The sequence below is a fragment of the Rummeliibacillus sp. POC4 genome (assembly GCF_003576525.1).
Lineage (GTDB): Bacteria > Bacillota > Bacilli > Bacillales_A > Planococcaceae > Rummeliibacillus.
In genome coordinates this window covers 1-18171 of record NZ_QWUA01000073.1, presented here as the reverse complement: position 1 = coordinate 18171, position 18171 = coordinate 1, and the positions used below count along the sequence as shown (strand labels likewise).

General features: G+C 34.2%; 16 protein-coding genes and 2 riboswitches. Of the genes, 8 read left to right on the top strand and 8 right to left on the bottom strand.

The window, feature by feature from the left end; translation table 11 throughout:
- Nucleotides 1-847: 847 nt before the first annotated feature.
- Complete coding sequence (locus tag D1606_RS15745; RefSeq protein WP_119416966.1) at nucleotides 848-1408, top strand: SLOG family protein; 561 nt, start codon at nucleotides 848-850, stop codon at nucleotides 1406-1408.
- Between the two features lie 129 nt (nucleotides 1409-1537).
- Here the strand turns inward: D1606_RS15745 and sfnG are convergent, their stop codons facing one another.
- Nucleotides 1538-2614 (bottom strand): dimethylsulfone monooxygenase SfnG, encoded by a 1077-nt coding sequence (gene sfnG, locus D1606_RS15740; protein ID WP_119416965.1) that lies wholly within the window; start codon nucleotides 2612-2614, stop codon nucleotides 1538-1540.
- 238 nt (nucleotides 2615-2852) lie between these two features.
- On the opposite strand from sfnG, the gene D1606_RS15735 reads away from it, so the two are divergent.
- Nucleotides 2853-3920, top strand: a complete 1068-nt coding sequence (locus D1606_RS15735; RefSeq protein WP_119416964.1) for an LLM class flavin-dependent oxidoreductase — start codon at nucleotides 2853-2855, stop codon at nucleotides 3918-3920.
- Nucleotides 3920-4873: an ATP-grasp domain-containing protein gene (locus tag D1606_RS15730; protein WP_119416963.1), complete on the top strand. Its 954-nt coding sequence runs from the start codon at nucleotides 3920-3922 to the stop codon at nucleotides 4871-4873. The genes D1606_RS15735 and D1606_RS15730 overlap by 1 nt, the downstream gene beginning before the upstream one ends.
- Nucleotides 4874-4985: 112 nt before the next feature.
- Here D1606_RS15730 and D1606_RS15725 read toward each other — a convergent pair whose 3' ends face one another.
- The 4 genes from D1606_RS15725 to D1606_RS15710 form a co-directional block, all read right to left on the bottom strand.
- A complete protein-coding gene (locus D1606_RS15725; RefSeq protein WP_119416962.1) occupies nucleotides 4986-6323 on the bottom strand; it encodes a nucleobase:cation symporter-2 family protein in 1338 nt (445 codons plus the stop codon).
- 15 nt (nucleotides 6324-6338) lie between these two features.
- Nucleotides 6339-6908 (bottom strand): xanthine phosphoribosyltransferase, encoded by a 570-nt coding sequence (locus D1606_RS15720; RefSeq protein WP_119416961.1) that lies wholly within the window; start codon nucleotides 6906-6908, stop codon nucleotides 6339-6341.
- A 171-nt stretch (nucleotides 6909-7079) separates the two neighbouring features.
- A riboswitch (purine riboswitch) is annotated at nucleotides 7080-7181 on the bottom strand.
- A 281-nt stretch (nucleotides 7182-7462) separates the two neighbouring features.
- Nucleotides 7463-8932, bottom strand: coding sequence for an amino acid permease (locus tag D1606_RS15715; protein WP_119416960.1), 1470 nt, complete (start codon nucleotides 8930-8932; stop codon nucleotides 7463-7465).
- Between the two features lie 104 nt (nucleotides 8933-9036).
- Nucleotides 9037-9217: riboswitch (Lysine riboswitch) on the bottom strand.
- A gap of 248 nt (nucleotides 9218-9465) precedes the next feature.
- Nucleotides 9466-10530, bottom strand: coding sequence for a nitric oxide synthase oxygenase (locus D1606_RS15710; RefSeq protein ID WP_369973819.1), 1065 nt, complete (start codon nucleotides 10528-10530; stop codon nucleotides 9466-9468).
- Nucleotides 10531-11113: 583 nt separating this feature from the next.
- On the opposite strand from D1606_RS15710, the gene D1606_RS15705 reads away from it, so the two are divergent.
- Nucleotides 11114-12598 (top strand): catalase, encoded by a 1485-nt coding sequence (locus D1606_RS15705; RefSeq protein WP_119416959.1) that lies wholly within the window; start codon nucleotides 11114-11116, stop codon nucleotides 12596-12598.
- Between the two features lie 140 nt (nucleotides 12599-12738).
- Here the strand turns inward: D1606_RS15705 and D1606_RS15700 are convergent, their stop codons facing one another.
- The gene (locus D1606_RS15700; protein WP_367269487.1) at nucleotides 12739-13905 is read right to left on the bottom strand and encodes an MFS transporter; all 1167 of its coding nucleotides are present in this window, start codon (nucleotides 13903-13905) and stop codon (nucleotides 12739-12741) included.
- A gap of 120 nt (nucleotides 13906-14025) precedes the next feature.
- On the opposite strand from D1606_RS15700, the gene D1606_RS15695 reads away from it, so the two are divergent.
- From D1606_RS15695 to D1606_RS15680, 4 genes are all read left to right on the top strand, one after another.
- The gene (locus D1606_RS15695) at nucleotides 14026-14901 is read left to right on the top strand and encodes a LysR family transcriptional regulator (protein ID WP_119416957.1); all 876 of its coding nucleotides are present in this window, start codon (nucleotides 14026-14028) and stop codon (nucleotides 14899-14901) included.
- Nucleotides 14902-15048: 147 nt separating this feature from the next.
- Nucleotides 15049-15600, top strand: coding sequence for an RNA polymerase sigma factor (locus D1606_RS15690; RefSeq protein ID WP_158582404.1), 552 nt, complete (start codon nucleotides 15049-15051; stop codon nucleotides 15598-15600).
- Nucleotides 15593-15763, top strand: a complete 171-nt coding sequence (locus tag D1606_RS15685; RefSeq protein WP_199670774.1) for a YvrJ family protein — start codon at nucleotides 15593-15595, stop codon at nucleotides 15761-15763. Before D1606_RS15690 ends, D1606_RS15685 begins: the two co-directional genes overlap by 8 nt.
- A gap of 4 nt (nucleotides 15764-15767) precedes the next feature.
- A complete protein-coding gene (locus tag D1606_RS15680; protein WP_119416955.1) occupies nucleotides 15768-15998 on the top strand; it encodes a hypothetical protein in 231 nt (76 codons plus the stop codon).
- Between the two features lie 122 nt (nucleotides 15999-16120).
- On the opposite strand, the gene D1606_RS15675 is transcribed toward D1606_RS15680, so the two are convergent.
- Both D1606_RS15675 and D1606_RS15670 read right to left on the bottom strand, forming a co-directional pair.
- Nucleotides 16121-17422: an ABC transporter permease gene (locus tag D1606_RS15675; RefSeq protein WP_119416954.1), complete on the bottom strand. Its 1302-nt coding sequence runs from the start codon at nucleotides 17420-17422 to the stop codon at nucleotides 16121-16123.
- Nucleotides 17412-18107 carry an ABC transporter ATP-binding protein gene (locus D1606_RS15670; protein ID WP_119416953.1) on the bottom strand — a complete coding sequence of 232 codons (696 nt, stop codon included), beginning with the start codon at nucleotides 18105-18107 and terminating at the stop codon, nucleotides 17412-17414. Before D1606_RS15670 ends, D1606_RS15675 begins: the two co-directional genes overlap by 11 nt.
- Nucleotides 18108-18171: the final 64 nt, after the last annotated feature.

Sequence of the window (18171 nt, the reverse complement as noted above, 5' to 3'; positions counted from 1 at the left end):
TTTTATCTTTGTTAAAAACAAAGTTTATTGATTAACATCTTGCTTGTTCAGTTTTCAAGGTTCATATTGTGTCGCTTGTTTTAACGACTTGATTATTATATCAAATCTTATTTACGATGTCAACAACTTTTTAAAAGTTGTTTTATGTTCGTTTCATTTAACAGTGACTTAATAAGTATATCACTTTATTTAGTTATTGTCAATGAATAATATTAATTATACAACACAGAATTAATATTTGTTTTAGCGACTTGACTATATTAACATGTATGATTTATATCCGTCAATACTTTTTATGAAATTAATAGTAGACTTTTATAAATATAAAATTATCTTCTATATAATATAATTTCATTTTTTATTATATATTGTTCGATTAACTATATTTAACGCAGAGAATAACGGATACCTATATTGTCACTGAACAAAACAAAAAGAAATCTCATAAACTAATTTTATTAATCAACTGCACTCTAGGCTGGGTTAATACTCTTTCGACCCGTATTCAATCCATTGTAAACAGAAAACAGCTATTGTAAAATGAATGGTGGAAATTGTTTCTTGTATCAATGTTCTTGCACTTAGGTCATTTAAAGCAAGAGATTGTATAGCAGCAAAACTGTTTCTATATTTATTTCAGTCAACCGGTTTCTATAGAAATCGGTTTTTTATATTATTGTGTTGAATCTCTTCTATAGAGTCCAGTACATTTCAATACTCTAACGGGACACAATCGTATAAAACAGTGTAATAATTTTCAATGTTATCCTTGATAAAGATAAAGACCTTAAATAAGAAATTATTCATAATAGATAGGTATATACTATATAAAACTTAGGAGGTTAATATGCTAAAACGACTTGTGATAACTGGATACAAAGCACATGAACTTGGCATTTTCAACGATAAACATCCCGGTCTTGCAATCATCAAAAAAGCATTGCAAGACCGTTTAATATCGTTTATTGAGGATGGACTTGAGTGGGTAGTTTTAAGTGGGCAGCTCGGGGTCGAAACTTGGGCTGCTGAAGTTGTTATGGATTTGCAGATGGAATATCCCGATTTAAAATATGCAATCATCACGCCTTTTTTAGATCAAGAAAAGAATTGGAACGAAGCTAAACAAGAAAAGTATGAAATGATTCTGGCGCAAGCTGACTTTGTAACAAGTCTAACAAAACGTCCATACGAAGCACCTTGGCAGTTTATCGAAAAAAATAAATTCTTTTTGAAAAATTCGGACGGGATCTTAATAGTCTATGATGAAGAAAATGAAGGCTCTCCAAAATATATAAAAAAACTAGCCGAGCAATATGCCGACAAATATGAATATGAGATTTTCCTAATTGATGCGTATGATTTACAAGCAATCGCTGAAGAAGAACAAATGAAAAACTGGGAGCAATAAAAATTTTCTGCGACGAGTAATCGCAGGAGCGAATCAAGTCACGTGGCTAATACAAATTCTAAGATCATTAAAAACAGGGTTCAAACTCTCTATTCCTTTGAACCCTGTTTTATCTGTCAATATTTATACTTAGGCATTTACTATATTTAATGATACTTCTTTTTCACGTACCAGAGGAATAACTTTTTCTCCGAATGCCTTTAGTTCTTCTTCATAATGTAAGAATCCCGTCAGGACAATATCTACGCCAATTTTCTTCAACTCAATTATACGATTTGCAACTTGTTCAGGCGTACCGATTAAACCTGTTTTAAATCCTTCATTATATTGTACAAGGTCTTCAAGAGAAGCATCTGCCCACATCCCCTTACCTTCTGGTGAAGAGGCTCCCGCTTTTTGTACTGACTTTTTAAAACCCTTAACCGCTTCTGTATTCGCATTAGATACGATATCACGGAGCACTTGTTGTGCCTCCACTTCCGTGTCACGTACAATTGCAAAACCATTCACTCCAAATCGAATTGGGCCTTGACCATTTTCTTTACGAAGTCTTTTCACTTCTTCAATTGTTTCTTTCAAAGCATCTAATGTATTTCCATTCATAAAGAAAACATCTGAAACACGCCCCCCCATTTCTTTAGCAGCACGTGATAGCCCTCCTTGAAAGACTGTAATTGGGTTAATAGGTTTTGGCTCTAACGTTGCATCATTTAAACGATAAAAGTTTCCATGATAATTCGCTTTTGGTTCGTTCCACAGAAGTTTTAATACTTCGATAAATTCCTCTGACCGACGATAACGTTCATCATGATCTAGCCAATATTCGCCATAGCTAGTAAACTCATCTTTTAACCAACCACTTACTACATTCACTGAAGCACGACCACCACTAATCTGATCAATCGTTGCCATCATCTTAGCAAAAACAGCAGGTTGCCATAATCCAGGAAGAACAGCCGTAATAATGTTCAAACGCTCTGTTGTAGCCGCTAAAGCAGAAGCCAATGTTGCGGCCTCTAATTGATTTTCCGCACCATAACTAGATAAGAAACGGGTCTGTAGTAATACATAGTCAAACCCTATATTTTCCGCAATTTGCGCATAACGTTTATTGTCCTCAAAATTCCAACCTGTTTTCTGAGGAAGATTCGAAACCACAAGTCCTCCGCTTACATTGGGTGCCCAATAGGCAAATTGTAAAGTCATCTATATTTACCTCCTGATTCAGTCATTTTATACTTTCATCAATTTTCTTCGCCCTGAATACAACTAGATCACAATATAAAATAATTTAAATTTTCTGAATTAAATTTAATATTTAAAAACTTATTTGTCAACTATGTTTTATACAAATTATATTGTTTATCAATATAATTTATGTTACGATAAGCGCAACAAATAGTCAGACTATTTTAAATTTAATTTGAAGGGCGGTTTCAGGGATATGAAGTATGGATATTGGTCTCCTCTTTATGGTGGATGGTTAAGAAATATAGAAGATGAACACAATCAAATGCCAGCTACATTTGATTATGTGAAAAAAGTGGCACAGCAAGCTGAACAACTCGGCTATGATATGACACTAATTGCTGAACTTTTTTTAAATGATATTAAAGGCATTGAAGAACCTGCATTAGATGCATGGTCAACTACTGCAGCAATAGCAGCAGTCACAGAAAAACTAAACATTCTTACAGCTATTCGTCCAGGCTATTACAACCCACAAACTTTTGGGAAAATGGCCTCTAATATAGATCAAATCAGCAATGGGCGCCTTGCATTAAATGTCGTTTCTGCTTGGTGGGAAGAAGAAGCTCGTCAATACGGGGGTGCTTTCACTGCTCACGATTCGCGATACGCTCGTACAGAAGAATTTTTGGCTGCACTAGAAGAATTATTTACTAAAACACCTGCATCATTTAAAGGTGATTACTATGAATTTGAAAATACTTATCTAGTGCCAAAACCAGTGAGAAACAACCATATCCCTATATTTGCAGGCGGAGAATCGGAAACAGGTAAACAAACAATTGCAAAAACATGTGATTCTTATGTGATGCATGGTGGCACTATAGAAGAGATTGAATCAAAGATTAAGGAAATGAATGGACGCCGCCAAGAACTTGGAAAACCTGATTTCGACACATTTGGTATGGCTGCTTACATCATTTGCCGTGATACAGAAGAAAAAGTGCAAGCTGAATTACAACGCATCACTACGATGAATCCTGAAAGTAAAGCTTATGCGGGATACAAAGATTTTGTCGGCAAATCTCAACTAAATGTAAAAGTTAGTAAAGAAGACTACTGTGTCTCAAATCGCGGTCTCCGTCCAAACCTAATTGGTACACCTAAGCAAATTGCGAAACGTATTCTTGCTTATGAAGAAGTTGGCTTAAATCTATTAATCCTTCAATTTTCGCCACAACTAGAAGAAATGAAGATATTTGCTGAAAAAGTAATGCCATTAGTAGAACAACTTAGAAAAGAAAAAGTGGAGGCGGCAAAATAATGTCAAAAGTTTATATTATTCATGAAAATAGCGAGTGGACAGATCATTTAACAAAACGATTAAATGAATTAAATATTCCATATGAAGAATGGTTTTTAGATCAAGGTACAGTAGATTTAAGTTCTGTGCCACCTGAAGGCGTATTTTACAGCCGTATGAGTGCCTCATCACATACACGTGATCATCGATTCGCTCCGGAATTATCTAATGCTGTACTTGCATGGTTAGAATTCCACGGCCGTACAGTATTTAACGGAACAGACGCACTTAAGCTAGAATTAAGTAAAGTAAATCAATACTTAGCTTTAGAAAAAGCAGGCATTCGTACACCTAAAACAATCGCAGCTGTTGGAAAAAAACAAATAATTGAAGCTGCTAAAAAGTTAAACACACCTTCATTTATCACAAAACATAACCGCGCCGGTAAAGGACTCGGCGTTCAATTATTCAACTCTATTGAAGCTTTAGAAGCTTATGTGAATGGTCCTCTTTACGAAGAACCTGTTGACGGAATTACTCTAATCCAACAATATATTAAATCTCCCGAATCATTTATCACTCGTGCTGAATTTGTTGGTGCAAAATTTGTTTATGCCGTTCAAGTTGATACCTCAAAAGGTTTCGAACTATGCCCAGCAGACGCATGCCAAATCAACGACCTATTCTGCCCAGTCGGTGAGGAAGTTGAAGAAAAACCTAAGTTCCAAATCGTTGATGACTCTGTATTAGATTTAGAACAAATCAAATCTTATGAAGAATTCTTAAAAGCACAAAATATTACAGTTGCAGGAATCGAATTTATCAAAGATGAAAACGGCATCGTTTATACTTACGATATCAATACAAATACGAATTACAATAGCGATGCAGAAGCTAAAGCTGGGAAATACGGAATGCTAGAGCTCGCTACTTTCTTAGGAAAAGCATTAGAAAAAGAACAAGCACTTGTTTAATAGAATACTTACAAAAGAAAAACGATTCTAAAAGTGATGAATATCTTTTTAGAATCGTTTTTTAAATTCAAAAAGCCCCATCCGATTTGGATGGGGCTACATTTTCTATAAATTAAGCATGCTTTTCAGTTAGCTTCGTTTTTACTTCTTTCATTTCTTCCATTTTCACAGGCTCTACCTGTACATCACGTCTCCACGGAATCATGTTGAAAATGATATTTAATGCAATAGCTGTTACACTACCTGCTACAATACCATTACTTGTTAAAATACGAACAGTTTCAGGAAGTACTTTGAAGATATCTGGAACAACTGTTACTCCAAGTCCCATACCAATAGAGCAAGCGATAATCATTGCATTTCCTTCAGAGCCCCCTACTGCAGCACCTAACATTTTAATTCCTTGAGAAATAACCATGCCGAACATTGCAATCATCGCACCACCAAGGACAGCGGTAGGGATAATTGTTGTTAGAGCGGCAATTTTAGGTAAGAAACCTAGCGATACTAGTAAAATACCTGTGATGAAGATAACAGATCGATTTTTGACACCTGTCATTTGCATTAAACCTACATTTTGAGAAAATGCTGTGTACGGGAATGAGTTGAAAATACCACCTATAATAGAAGCTAAGCCTTCTGAGCGATATCCGCGTGCAAGTGCTTTATCGTCAATTGGTGTATTTGTCATATTACTTAATGCAAAATAAGAACCTGTTGATTCAACAAGAGACACGATCGCAACAAGGGTCATAATGATAATTGGTTGTGCATGAAATTCCGGAGTTGCAAAATAGAATGGTGTTACAATTTGTCCCCATGCAGCGTCTGCTACTGGTGAAAAATCTACCTTACCAACAAAAGCAGCGGCAATAGTCCCTAACACTAAACCAATTAGAATAGCAATTGAACGAACAAATCCTTTTGTAAAACGATACAACAAAATAATTGCTATTAATGTGCCAAAAGCAAGCGAAATGTTAGAAACTGAACCGAAATCAGCAGCTCCTTGACCACCACCAGCGTTATTAACAGCAACTGGTATTAACGTAATCCCAATGATTGTTACTACTGAACCTGTAACTATAGGTGGGAAGAACTTTACGAGTTTACCAAAAATGCCTGAAATAAGAACAACAATTAAACCAGATGCAATTACTGCACCATAGATAGAACCTATGCCATATTTCGCACCAATTCCAATGATTGGTGTTACAGCTGTAAATGTACATCCGAGAACTAAAGGTAATCCGATTCCAATTACTTTACCACGCATAACTTGTAATAATGTAGCTATACCACACATCATAATGTCAATAGATACTAAATACGTTAACTGAGTAGAATCAAACTTCAGTGCTCCCCCAATGATTAATGGTACTAAAATTGCTCCTGCATACATTGCTAGTAAATGCTGAATTCCAAGTGTTGCAAGTTTTACCTTGTTCATCTGATCAGTTGCCTCCTAAGCAAATTGTACTTTGCCATTTTCTAATGAAGAAATAATAGCCAATGAATCAACTCGATAACCTAGGTCTCGTAAATATTGACCACCTGGTTGGAAACCTTTTTCTATGACAATGCCAATGCCGCTTATAGTAGCCTCAGCTTGTTTAGCAATATTGATTAAGCCTTTTGCTGCTTCCCCATTAGCTAAGAAATCATCAATAACTAATAGAACATCATCTTTATCGATATAATCTTTTGAAACAGAGATCGTATTTGTTACTTTTTTCGTAAACGAGTAAACATCTGCAGAATAGAAGTTATCTGTTAATGTTACTGACTTGCGCTTACGAGCGAACACAACCGGAATCCCTAATATGAGTCCCGCCATTACAGCTGGAGCAATTCCTGAAGATTCTATAGTAAGAATTTTTGTTAGCCCAGCATCTTTATATCGATTAGCAAACTCTTGCCCAATTGCTTGCATAAGATGTGGATCAATTTGATGATTCAAAAATGAATCTACTTTTAATACGTCTCCTGATAAGACTTTACCTTCACTTATGATTTTATCCTGAAGTAGTTTCAAAACTTAGGATCTCCCTTCTAGATTGAGTTCTTCGTATTTTATATGTCGTATCCCGTTTTCAAATAAAAAACTCGAAGAACTTGTACACTCACAAATCTATGAGCGAGCAAGTCCTTCGAGTTATAAAATCGAAAGTAATAGGAAAAAGAATACTGACTAAGTAAACTATTTACTATTATATTTGCTTCTCATAGTCAATTCATTTACGGTGAACTGGTAGAAACTCGCAAGCCTTATTCTTGCTATTATATGAGCGATTAATATTTAGTTTTATAATTTGAGAATGTCACAATTATAGCATGCTATAAGTAAAATTCAACGGAATGTTAAAATGTAAAATAATTCAGATAATTTAAAATGTGCATTTTTTAATAACATTCTTTCAAATATAATAAATTTCAATCTATTTACACGAACGTTCTAAAAAAATATACTCTCTATTATTCGTCCGTTTGGGTATAATACACTTTTGAAACGCCATTACAAATCAAAAATAATAAATTAAAAAAGCTAATCTATTTAGGACTTTCTCCAGAAATAGATTAGCAATATTTTTATTGAATAGGTCGATCAGTTGAAAAATCTGCTTCCTCTAAACGAACAATTTTAGTTTTATGTTTCCATTTGTATCCAAACCAAAGGATAAAGAAAATTGGCAAGCCAATATAAGATACTAATATTCCATACCAATCAATATGACCACCTGTAAATGCTGTATAATTTTGCCCTAATACAACAATCATACATACTACAAATGCAAAGATTGGACCAAACGGGAAAAATCTCGAACGGTATGGTAGTTCAGATAGATCATGTCCTTGTGCAACAAACGCTTTGCGGAAGCGGTAATGGCTCGCTGCAATACCTAACCATGCGATAAACCCACACATCCCCGATGCATTTAATAACCAAATATACACAGTACCTGTCCCAAATAAAGATGCTAAGAAAGATAAACAAGCAACTAATAATGTAGCAATAAGTGCTGCAACTGGTACACCACGTTTGTTTAACTTTTTGAAAATTCTTGGTGCTTTACCTTCCATCGCTAATTCCCACAATGTACGGGATGATGCATATAATCCTGAGTTACCGGCTGATAAAATAGCAGTTAAAATTACTGCATTCATAATTGAAGCTGCAAAAGCAATACCAGCATTTTCAAATACTAAAGTAAATGGGCTAACAGTGACATCATCGCTATTAGCAAGGCGAGCATCTGTATATGGAATCAATAACCCAATAGCTAATATTGCTAGAATATAGAATAACAAAATACGCCAAAAAATTTGTTTTACTGCCTTTGGAATCGTTTTGTCTGGATTTTTTGTTTCCCCAGCAGTAATACCAAGCAACTCAGTTCCTTGGAATGAGAACCCTGCAGCTAAGAAAATACCAAATGTCGCAAAGAAACCTCCGTGGAATGGTGCATCCCCTTTAAAGAAATTCGTAAAACCAACCGGTGCATTTCCACCTAAAATACCGAAAATCATTAAAAAGCTTACGATTAAGAAAATAATAACCGTTGCAACTTTAATAATCGCAAACCAATATTCACTTTCACCAAAACTATTAACAGATAAATAATTTAAGACAAAAATAATTATTAAAAAGGCTGCACTCCATATAAATGAAGGTGTTTCAGGGAACCAATATTTCATAACAATTGAAACAGCTGAAACTTCTGCTGCAATAGTGATGGCCCAGTTATACCAGTAGTTCCATCCTAGAGCAAACCCTAACGATGGATCAATAAATTTTGAAGCATACGTACTAAATGACCCTGATACAGGCATATACGCTGCCATTTCTCCAAGACTAGTCATTAAGAAAAATACCATTATACCGATTAAACCATAAGCCAAAAGCGCACCACCCGGTCCAGCAGCAGCAACAGAATTTCCGCTCGCCAATAACAATCCTGTCCCAATTGTTCCTCCGAGTGAAATCATAGTAACATGACGACTTTTTAGACCTCTATTTAAGCTCTGTTGTTCACTAGAGCTTGTCTCTTTTATACTCATATTTCTCCTCTTTCCGATTTTCATTGCAAGAAAGGTCGGTTTGAAGCAAATAAAAAATACCATCCAAGGAAATTGAGATGGTATATAAACTCCCCATCAACCTTGATAAAGATAGCTCAACACGCCTTTTTAGACGTGACAGTTCTGCACCTTTCGATAGCAGCCCCAGCATTAGCAATAAAAAGCTTACCAACACTTCGGCAATATTCCCTTTTTTAATCGAGTCTGTAATGCTTTTTCATCTCGTCGATCATACTCATGAATATCGCGACCTCTACCTCATCTATTGGATGAGGCATGCAATATATAATTTTAATACGTGTCTATTATAATACAGGGTAAATTCAATAACAAGACGTAAATATACTGGAATTATAATACAACTAAGACAATAATCATTTAATCTACTATCTCTTAAAGATACTAAAGAGTTTTATTTTTACAAAGTATGTGTAAAACATTGTTATATAAATGGAAGAAAGATAAAAAATCGAGCGACAAAACTTCGCTCGATTTTCAATAACTTTTACTAATTAGTAGGGATTCTTTTGATAAGCGTACCCTGGTAGTTTCTTCGTATTATCATATGGCTTGTGGAAAATATGTGTCGTTGCAGGAGATAAAGGAGGGATCAACCATGTCCAATTACCAGTCACATCTCGATTTTCAGACGTTTCATTAACTTCAAAACGTTTAAATTGTTGTGCAGCCGTATGGTGATCAACAATGCTCACACCATCTTCTTTGAAAGAATAAAGTACCGCTACATTAAGTTCTACTAATGCACGATCACGCCATAAACTAGCATTGGAAGATGTATCTAAATCCATTTTTTCAGCAATTATTGGCAACATATTATAACGATCTTTATCAGCTAAATTACGAGCACCAATTTCCGTACCCATATACCATCCGTTAAACGGAGCTGCTGTATATGTAATGCCTCCGATTTCAAACTTCATACTTGAAATGATCGGTACAGCATACCATTTTAAATGTAAATCAACGAACCATTCGAAATTTGGATGTCGCAATTGCACCTCTTTAACATATCTTTGCGGAATTTCAAACAACTGCGGTTTACGATTTTCAACTTGTATCACTATTGGTAATACATCAAATTGTCCGCCTTTTCCTTGCCATCCTAATTTTATACATTCTTTTGTAAAGTCTATCGAACTAGAATCTCCAATTACTGAACCATCATCTTGTTCATAACCAGCATAGCGAATCAATTGATGATTCCATATTCTTACTTTCTGTGATTCAAAGATAGATATAGTCGGTCTTATTTTTCCGTTATTTGTTGCAAATTCTATATGCTCTAAAAGTTTTTCAAAAATTATTTTTTCATCATTTATCCCACGTTGATCTTTCACTTGAAGTGTTTGCCAAAACAATCGCCCAATGCATTTATTACTATTTCGCCAAGCTATTTTTGCACCATAAGCAAGTTCATCTGTCGTATGAGTGTAAACGCCAAACTTCTTAATATCTTGCTTGATGTATTTTAGACGTCGTTCCAGTTGGTCCGTGGGCAATTTGTTTTCTAAATAATACATCTTGATAAAGTCAATTGCCTCATTTAACATCGGCATTAGTGAACCCCCCATTAAAATACTTCAATTAGCTCTATCATAAATGAATTATTATGAAGAAAAAATATGTAGATTACATACCGATTTAAGAAGACTACATTTACCCTTCTTACAGGTTGTTTGCTTAGTATAGGCAAATAATTAAGAATCATTTCTTTTCTTCTAAATCACTGAATTCAACATTTCCATACCTATTCTCTCCGTATAATAAGTAGATATAAATCATAGTATTTTACGAGAATATCATTTTCAATTATGAACATTTCATAAATTTTAATGATAATAATAATTATTACAATATGCAATTATAATTATATTTTATCTATCAACGAGAAGATTTGATAAAAGTAATCAAATCTTCCTATTCGTTTTTTTCTATTTTAAACACCATTTTTAAACTATCTGTAATACATTCGTTAAAAAGTAATCGTTATAGCATCATTGTAAAATCTATTTTAATTTATACATCATATTTTAAAATAAAAATTACTAAAATAGAATAATTATAATTTACTTTCAATTGTTAATCTGTTATAGTTGTTTTCGAAGAGGTAATTCAATTTCTTTAAGGAGGAATTCATTCATGACAAAGGATAACAATAAAAAGTTAACTACTGCCGCTGGGGCTCCTGTTGTAAGTAACACAAACTCTATGACTGCAGGAAAACGTGGTCCTGTACTTTTACAAGATGTTTGGTTGATTGAAAAACTAGCAAACTTCAATCGTGAAGTTATTCCAGAACGCCGTATGCACGCTAAAGGTTCAGGTGCTTTCGGTACATTCACAGTCACTCACGATATTACTAAATATACAAAAGCAAAAATTTTCTCTGAAATAGGTAAGAAAACAGCAATGTTCGCACGATTCTCTACTGTCGCCGGTGAACGTGGTGCTGCAGATGCTGAACGTGATATTCGCGGTTTTGCATTAAAATTCTATACAGAGGAAGGTAACTGGGACTTAGTTGGTAACAATACTCCTGTATTCTTCTTCCGTGATGCAATGCACTTCCCAGACCTAAACCATGCTGTTAAACGTGATCCACGTACCAATATGCGCTCTGCTAATAACAACTGGGATTTCTGGACTAACCTTCCTGAAGCGTTACACCAAATTACTTACGTAATGGGTGACCGTGGTATTCCAACTGATTATCGTCATATGCACGGCTTTGGATCACATACTTACTCAATGATTAACGCAGACAACGAACGTGTTTATGTTAAATTCCATTTTAAAACACAACAAGGTATCAAAAACTTAACCGATGAAGAGGCTGCAGAAGTAATCGCGAAAGACCGTGAATCTTCACAACGCGATCTATATGAAGCTATCGAGCGTGGTGAGTTCCCTAAATGGACAATGTACATCCAAGTAATGACAGATGAACAAGCGAAGAACCATCCTGATAATCCATTTGATTTAACAAAAGTTTGGTATAAAAAAGATTATCCATTAATTCCAGTTGGTGAATTCGAGTTAAACCGTAACCCTGCAAACTACTTTGCTGAAGTTGAACAAGCTGCATTTGCTCCTTCTAACGTAGTTCCTGGTATTAGCTTTTCACCAGATAGAATGCTTCAAGCCCGTCTATTCGCATATGCTGATGCACAACGCTATCGTTTAGGTGTCAATCACACTTTAATTCCGGTTAACGCACCAAAATGCCCCGTGCATAATTTCCATCGTGATGGTTTCATGCGTACAGATGGCAACCTAGGAAGTACACTACACTATGAGCCAAATAGCTATGGTGAATGGCAAGAACAGCCTGCATACAAAAATCCATCTGAAGAGGCAGGTCCTGCGGATATCTATGATTTCCGTGAAGACGATGATAACTACTTTGAACAACCAGGAAAATTGTTCAACATCATGAGTCCAGATGAACAACAACGTCTATTTGAAAATACTGCTCGTAATATGGAAGGCGTTGAAAACTTTATCAAAGAACGTCACATCATCCACTGCTATAAAGCAGATCCAAAATACGGTGAAGGCGTTGCTAAAGCAATGGGTATTGACATTAACTCTATTGACGTACTTAAAGAAGTTCAATACCACTAAGATTTACTAATTTAAATTGACATTCATATTCCAAAAAAGACTGTAAGCAAAATACAATTTGCTTACAGTCTTTTCATGTAACACTTTTCAATTCTTTTAATTCAAACTTGAAACTACTATGCAAAAGATATTAGTTAACTCTATTGTCTTCTTTTTTCTTTCGTAATTCCTATATAAATGAAGAATGTTACGATAATAATTCCCATAGCTACTAAATACATTCTGCTATACCCTGCATTTGAAGCAACAATTCCAAGAATAAAAGAACCAACTGCCATTCCTAAATCCATCGCATTGAAAAATACAGAGTTTGCGATTCCAACCCGATGTCGCTCGACTGAACTGATAATCTGAGATTGGAACACAGGTGTAACTGAACCATAACCAATCCCAATTAGAATACCCGCAATAATCATTAGAAAACCAGTAAGAGGCAATTGTAAGATGAACATCCCAATAGCAAAGATCAAAATACAAGGAATAACAATAATTTTCGGTCCATACATATCAGAGTATTTACCTGTAAATGGGCGGAAGATTATCATAAAAATTGCATAAACAATAAAAAATGTACTAGCTGCAGCCACTAGGTTCAGTTCTTTCGCATAGATGGCTAAAAATGCCGATACACAAGAATAAGAAGTAGCTAATAAAAATGTTGGGATGGCATATGGAATCGTTTTTCGATCCATAATATCATTCCATGAAAAGCCTCTCTTTTCTATTTTAGTGACTGGCTCAAGTTTTGGAACGTTTATCACTAACGCTAACAAGATATTAATAGCTGCAAAAATAATACACAATATAATAGATAGAGTGTACATATTATGATTTGCTAAATTCAACCCGATTACTGGGCCAAATACCATCGCTACCCCCATAGCAAGTGAGAAATAACTAACACCTTCTCCACGTCTAGATGCAGGGATTAACTCTGCACTAATTGTCCCTTTTACAGTTGTAATAATACCAAATGTTAAACCATGAAAAATTCTCAAAACTAAAATTGCACCTAATGATTTTGTAAACAAATATAAACTCGAAGCGATACAAAATGCTATTGTAGAATAAATTAAAATTTTCTTCTGAGAACCTTTTTCGACCCATTTCCCTGCCAGTGGTCGAATAACAATTGCAGCCGCTAAGAATAATGTAGTTAAAAGTCCCGCCTTATCAGCACCTGCATTCAAATTCTCTACCAAATATAACGGCAAAGAAGCAATTAGCACATAAAACACTAAAAAAATAAAAAAACTTATAATTGTTATGTTTATAAAGTCTTTAGTCCATAATTTTTCTTTTTCCATAAAAGTCCTCCTCAAGAATAGCAATATTCCAATTATACGCTGATTTAGGTATGCATAAATAATTGTATTTATCATAGTAGCCATGCATAATTGTAATACCAAACAAACGGAGGACTTGCTATGGAATGGTATCAATTACAATACTTTTTAACGTTAGCCAAAACACAAAACATCACAAAAGCATCTGAACAGTTAAACTTATCTCAATCTGCGCTTAGCAGATCTATTGCTCGATTAGAAAAAGAAATTGGCGCTCCTCTTTTTGAAAGAGAAAGTCGTGGAGTTAAGTTAAACCGTTATGGAAAGCTATTCTCGGAACATGCAAGTAATGCACTCTATGAAATTGAGACAGCCAAAAAGATGATTAATGACTTAGTAGACCCCTTTCACGGAACCATTGAATTAGCGTTTATTCAAACACTAGGATCAAGTTATATCCCAGAACTTATTCGATCATTTCAATTACAATACCCACATATTCAATTCAAACTCTATCAAGATATTACGAGTAAAATTCTTGAACAGGTAGAAACATCAGTTATTAATATTGGTTTCTGCTCCCCAACTACTAAAAAAGAAAGTTTAGAAATGCTCCCTATTATACAAGAAGAACTTTTGCTAATAGTCCCTAAAAATCACAGGTTGAACGGTAGAGAAAATGTTACTTTAGATGAGGTAGCTGATGATTCATTTATCTTTTTCAAAGAAGAAACAGCCTTAAGGGATGTCATTGAACTAATTTTTCAACAAGCAAACTTTCAGCCAAAAGTAGTTTTTGAGGGAATCGATGAAAAAACGATTGTAGATCTTGTTGCTGCTAATTTTGGCGTTGCATTGGTACCTAGTACTACAACCTTTAACATAGAAAAAGTTACTTCTATTAAGATTAGCCATCCGATTTGCACTCGCACAACGATGATGATTTGGCGCAGCACAGGGTATATTTCACCAGTAGTAAAACAATTCATTAAATTTGTAAAAGCATACGCTAGGTAACTTCATGTAGGACATACTTAGTCTACAACTAAAACATTTTAAATAATTTTTTACAATATTTTTCAAAGGGTTGATTTTAATGTTCGCATTCTTCCTTTATAATATAAGAACATACATTCGCGTATTAGATGAGGAAGGGGGAAAATGATGGACTTAAAATATAAAGCGCAAATTAAGAATCCTATTTTAAAATCTTTCCTAAAGGAAGGGAATCATTACGAATTATTTAGCACTTATATCGAGACACAAAATGAAGAAATTCTTAACATTATAGAAGAACAATTTAAACAGTACTATATTAGAATATTAGTTATTTCCTATTTCTCAAAATCTATTCATTTTGCCGCCCAACATTTTGATAAAAAGGTTAGAAAGAGACAAGTAATGCAACCATTAATATTAGATTCAACTGAGCGTTATAACTTAATGGATGTGAAAGAGGTATCAAATCATCGAAGGATCTTATCAGACTCAAATATCCTCCTATCTTCAGAAAAACTAGAGGATTATATTGAACAAGAGGAAGTTTATCAAGCTATACATCAACTAACAAAGAAGCAAAGGATTATTCTTTATTTTCTTTTTATAAAGGATATTAGCTACAAAGAGATTGCACAACTCCTCAATATTTCACCACAGGCTGTTTATAAACAAAAAAAACGTGCTTTGATGAAAATAAGGAGGTATATAAATGTCTGACATATCTAATCTAATAAATATGGTTAACAATTCAGGATTTCCTATTGTAATATCTATATACTTGTTACTTCGATTTGAAAAGAGACTTGAATCTTTAAATACAACTATTCAAAATATCTCTACTAAAATAGAAAAAATTTTAAGGTTAAATAAAAAGGACTGATTCGATGAATATTTTACAACTCAATGCATCTGAAGTGATTGAGATTCTTACTCCCAAAATAAAAAAAGAATTATGTCAGACAGATATACAAAATCGAAAGGATTTAGAACAAGAACTAATATTAATGATTATCGAAACTATACAAACTAAACACTTTAAAACCCCTCCAACTTTTTTGGAATTATTAGAAAAGGAGAATTTGATCATTTGTGATAAAAATATTAGGTTGGGATAACAACTCCTCAAAATAACCAAATTTGTCCCAGTACCCTAGTATGGAAGTAGTCTCACTTTTAATGAAAACATTAAATCCCTGAGGCTTATGTTGAACCCCAGGGATTTAAAAAATTATTTATATTAATCTTGATGTAATGCTTGAATGACATCAATCTTGGTTGCTTTTCGAGCCGGACGCCAACCACTCATAATTGCAACTCCCACACTAATCAACGAAGCAATGACCACAAGCTCCCATGGTATCGTCGAAAATCGAATTGCAGCATCTCCAATACCACTATCAGGCATAACCGCTTCTAGAATTTTAGGTAATGCAAAGTTTGCTAAAAAACTAATAATATATGAAATAATGATTGCGATTGCTGTGCCTAAAATACCTATATAAGCACTTTCCATCACAAACAATCGCTGAATTAACTTTGGCCCTGCACCTATTGCCTTCATCACTCCTATTTCACGTGTACGTTCTGTAACTGCCATTGTCATCGTATTGAAAATACCGATGGAGGCTATTAATACTGCTATTGTTCCTACAAAAATAAGTCCTACTTTTAATGCTAAGAAAAATACATTTAATTGTTCTAATTGCTCAGTAACTGAATAGACAGATAAATCCATTGCTTTTAAAGCTTTTAGTATACCTTTAACAGCCTCTATATCTGTTGCATAAGCATAATAACTTACATAGTAAAAATCCTGTTCTTTCATCTTTTGTTCAGCAATTATATTGTAATCCTTTAGAATTTCGGATTTCATCGTATCGCTTAATTGAATACTTGAATCCATATCCCACTCTTTAGAAGGTTTCTCCCCTATCCCAACAACCTTATATTTTCTTGTCTTCGTATGTTTTTTACTATTTTCCGGTTTGAAGGAAATTGATATTGTTTTTCCTAGTAACGATTGGTGGTAACCTATTTTCGATTTTTCTTGCTCATCTAGTTCCTCTTTAGCATTTTGTTTTTCTTCTTTTGTTACTAAGTTTTGTCCTAGATTATACCCAACGACAATTTCATTTTCTTTGGTTGGATAAGTCCCTTCAGATAATTTAACTTTTGCTTTTCTTTGTTCTTCAAAATTATTAAATTTCACTTCACTAAATCCAGAACGATTTTCAAATTTAACATAAGTAGTAAGAGCCTCATTGAAGTGAGTTGTATCCACAAGTGCCTGAACATTTGGAATAGCTTTAATTGCCTTTTGGTCAATATCTTTTTCATCAGAATTATATACTTCAATTTTCGTCACAGAACTATCTGATAAAATTTCATCCTTTAATGATCCTTGTAACCCAAATGCTATAGAAGCTAGGACAATTAAAAATGCACATCCCATTGTTGTTGCTAATATAGTAGTGAAAATACGCATTCGATTCTTCTTAATATGTTGTCTAACAAAATCTATTTGATCTCTAAACCGCACTAGGGATAGCCTCCTTTAATACACCATCATGCATCAAGAATTTTTGATGTGCAATATTTGCAACCTCTTCATCATGCGTAATAATGATAAATGTAATATCCATCGTATCGTTTAATAGCTTGATTAAACTTAAAATTTCTTGTTCCGTTTCGGAATCTAAATTCCCAGTTGGCTCATCTGCCAAAATGATTGGTGGATTAGTTACAAGCGCTCGAGCTATGGCTACCCGTTGTTGTTGACCTCCGGATAACTCATTTGGGTAGTGATCTGAGACAGCATCTAGTCCGACTTTTTTTATGATTTTTTCTACTGTTTTAAATCGTGCATTTTTGCCCATTCCTTGGATTTTCAATGGCAATTCAATATTTTCAAAAGCGGTTAAACCCGGCATTAGCTGAAAGTTTTGGAAGATAAAACCCATATTTTCAGAGCGGAACTTTGCATAGTCTGATTCTGATAGGTTTGTCGTTTCTTTCCCTTGCATCTCAATTGAGCCTTGCTCAGGCTTAAGAAATCCTGCAACAATATTAAGTAATGTAGATTTGCCAGAGCCACTTTTTCCAACAATTGAAGCTATTTCTCCTTTATTAATTGTAAACGAGATATTCTTTAATACCGGAACCTTTTTCTCACTCCCTTTTTTACCGATTCTAAATGTATGACTAATATTTTTTACGGTTATCAATGATATCGACCTCCATCATTTCATCTAGCAATCAGTATATGGAAAACTTCTTAATAATTTCATA